The organism is uncultured Methylobacterium sp. (assembly GCF_964242245.1).
Lineage (GTDB): Bacteria > Pseudomonadota > Alphaproteobacteria > Rhizobiales > Beijerinckiaceae > Methylobacterium.
The window spans coordinates 1-2,934 of record NZ_CAXTBY010000215.1 but is presented as its reverse complement, the minus strand read 5'-3'; the positions used below and the strand labels follow the sequence as shown (position 1 = coordinate 2,934).

Here is a 2,934-nt window from a genome sequence, read left to right as displayed (position 1 = left end):
CGCGAGCTTGTGCTTGGTCTCGACGAAGTCGGCCGAGGCCAGCAGTTCGCGCAGGTACACGGTCTCGCGCCGGGCGTTCGGCAGTTCGATGCCGATGGCGTTGCGGCCGGGCACCACCGCGACGCGGGCCGAGACCGCCGACATCGAGCGGGCGATGTCGTCCGACAGGCCGATGACGCGGGAGGATTTTGTGCCCGGCGCCGGCTCCAGCTCGTAGAGGGTGACGACGGGGCCGGGGCGCACGGCGAGGATGTCGCCGCGCACGCCGAAATCGCCGAGCGTCGCCTCCAGCAGGGTGGCGTTCTGTTCGAGCGCGTCGGCCGAGACGAGGCTCGCCTGCGACGGCCCGCGGGGCTCGGCCAGCAGGTCGAGGGCGGGATGCCGGTACGCGTCCGCCAGCATCGCGGGCGGGGAGGCAGGCCGGCGGGCGGGGGCTGCTGCCGGAACCGGGGCCGCGACGCGCGAAGGGAGCGGCCCGGCCGGCACCGCCGCCGGCGCGGCCTCGTCCTCGATGTCGTCCTCGCGCACCACCGGCGCGGGTCGGCGGGCGGACGCGCCCGCTGCGGGATCGCCGGAGCGGGGCGCGAAGACCGGCTCGCGGCGCGGCTCGACCGCGCGGCCGCCGTTCGGAAGCTGGGCGGCCCAGGGCAGGTCCGCGTCCGAGAAGGCGCGCCGTGCGGCGAGCGCCGGCGAGACGCCGGCATAGGTCAGCGCGCCGCCCGAGGGCCGCGCCCGCCATGCCTCCCACCGCTCCCTGAGCGCGGCGCGCCCGCGCATCGCAGCCTGGACCAGGGCGCCGGCGCCGACGATGCCGAGGCCCGGCTCGTCGGAGTCGTCGCCGTCGTGACGGCCGTCCGGATGGAGGCGCCGCATCGGCCGGTGCGCGCGGTCGGATGCCTCGTCCGCATCGTCGAGGCCGACGCCGACGCGGCAGGCGCCGGTGAGGCTCAGGATCGCGATGCCGGCGTAGACGAAGCCGACCAGCGCCGCCGCCGCCGACGAGATCGCGCCGACGAGGGTGCGCGCGGCCGACATCAGCGCGTCGCCCGCCACGCCCCCGAGCCCGGTCGGCAGCGGCCAGCGGGTCGTGGGCGGCAGCGCGCTCGCCACCGCGCTCGCGGCGCAGAACCCGATGATCCAGAGCGCGATGCGCAGGCCGCCGCCCGGCAGGTCGCGCGCGCGCATCAGCCGGACGCCCCAGAGCGCGGGCGGCAGCACGAAGGCCAGTGCCCCGAGGCCGAGGATCTGCATGGCCAGGTCCGAGACCACGGCGCCGGGCCGGCCCAGCACGTTGTGGGCCCCGTGGTCGGTGGCGTGGTTCAGGCTCGGGTCGTCGATCGACCACGTCGCCAGCGCCACCGTCAGCGCGACCGCACCGGTGAACAGGACGAGCCCGCCGAGTTCCGTCAACCGCCGCGCCAGGAAGGGGCGAAGGGTGTCGACGAAGGTGTCGTAGGGCGACGCGGAGCGGCGAAGCGAGCGCATGCGGGACCGGACGCGGAAGGGGACGCTGCCCGGAAGGCTAGGCCGGTTCCGTTAACGGCCGTTTAAGGTTGAGGAAGCCTCACCGATGCCGGCGGCCTGATCGGGGAACGCTTCCGCCCACGGGGCCGAGCCGTTCCGGAGCATGTTTCGGTGATCAGCAAGTCACCGACAACATGCTTCATGCTCCCGCGACATCGCCTTGTCCTCACGCGAACCGGCAGCCGCCTCGCTTGGAAAAGCCTCTGGCGCAACGTCCGAACCCGATGAGGCACGGGACGCTGCCCTTGGGTGTGCGGAGGGCAATGGCGCTGAGGTCGACGAGCGCGCACTTGAGATCGCGCAGGGTCGGATCACGCAGCGTCACGACCGACGCGAGCCGGGCCGCGCGCAGCATCCCCCCCACGGCCTCCGCATCCCCGACGGCGTTCGGGGCCGGCAGCGTGCAAGAGGCGGAGACGCCGGTCACCAGGGCGACCCGCCGCTCACGGCCGAGGCCTGTCCCGTCGTCGCGAGGGCGAGAAGGACGAGGCTCGCGACGCGGATGCACCCGGCCGGTCTCCGCGCGCTGCGACATCGTTCGATCGTCTCCGATCGCGGCCATGCGGGGCCGCCCTACGGTGCATCGGAGGCCATGCCTCCAGTCGCCGGCACTTCGCCGGCATGGCCGCGCACGATCGAGCGGTCGGTCGTCGCGTGTCGCCGCGCACGAAGATTGATCGAGCGGTGTGAGATCTGTCAATCATCGACGAAGTCCCTCGACTCGAACGCCGAGACTGGATTTCGGGCAAGATTCCGGAATGGAGGATTCGATGGCCGGTTGTTCCAGCCCTTTTGGACGGTCCCTGCTTCATGCGGGCCTCGCCCTCGCTCTGCTCGCCGGGACGGCACGGGCCGAGGACCCCAGCACCGACCGAATCCTCGACGCTCTGACCCCGCGGTTCCGCAACCTGTCCGTGGGCGCGCCCGCGCCCGCGGCGCGACCGTCGCGCGACGACGCCTTCGTCGACGGCCTGCGCGGCCGGCCGAGCTACGCCGTGTCGGCGCAGGAGCGCGAGACCCTGGCCCGACTGGCGACGGGACGGCCGCAGATCGATCTGACGATCGAGTTCGACCGCGGCTCCGACGCGCTGCGCGGCACGGCGCTCACCACCGCGGGCAATCTCGGCCGGGCGCTGACCTCCGAGCGCATGCGCGGCCAGACCTTCCTGATCGCCGGGCACACGGACGCGAAGGGATCCGAGGCGACGAACCAGACGCTCTCTGAGCGGCGGGCCGACGCGCTCAAGCGCTACCTCGTCGTCACCTTCGGCATCCCCGCCGCGAACCTGATCACCGTCGGCTACGGCAAGACGCACCTGAAGACCGCGACCGATCCGAACAGCCGCGAGAACCGGCGGGTGCAGGTGGTCAACATGCTGCAGGTCCAGACCGCCGGGCGCTGACGGGGAG

The 2,934-nt window shown here is 73.5% G+C and carries 3 protein-coding genes; 1 reads left to right on the top strand and 2 read right to left on the bottom strand.

What is annotated here, in order from left to right; genetic code table 11:
- Nucleotides 1-1,485: DNA translocase FtsK 4TM domain-containing protein (locus tag ACFE8Y_RS21510; RefSeq protein ID WP_375466399.1), on the bottom strand; the 1,485-nt coding region annotated here is incomplete at its 3' end.
- Between the two features lie 205 nt (nucleotides 1,486-1,690).
- Nucleotides 1,691-2,059 carry a hypothetical protein gene (locus ACFE8Y_RS21505; RefSeq protein ID WP_375466398.1) on the bottom strand — a complete coding sequence of 123 codons (369 nt, stop codon included), beginning with the start codon at nucleotides 2,057-2,059 and terminating at the stop codon, nucleotides 1,691-1,693.
- Between the two features lie 235 nt (nucleotides 2,060-2,294).
- Here ACFE8Y_RS21505 and ACFE8Y_RS21500 point away from each other — a divergent pair, with 235 nt between their 5' ends.
- Nucleotides 2,295-2,927: an OmpA family protein gene (locus tag ACFE8Y_RS21500; RefSeq protein ID WP_375466397.1), complete on the top strand. Its 633-nt coding sequence runs from the start codon at nucleotides 2,295-2,297 to the stop codon at nucleotides 2,925-2,927.
- The last annotated feature ends 7 nt before the right edge of the window (nucleotides 2,928-2,934 follow it).

What these genes read in the sequence shown, in the direction of transcription:
- ACFE8Y_RS21500 (WP_375466397.1), top strand. Translation starts at nt 2,295, where the DNA reads ATGGCCGGTTGTTCCAGCCCTTTTGGACGGTCCCTGCTTCATGCGGGC.
- ACFE8Y_RS21505 (WP_375466398.1), bottom strand. Translation starts at nt 2,059, where the DNA reads ATGTCGCAGCGCGCGGAGACCGGCCGGGTGCATCCGCGTCGCGAGCCT.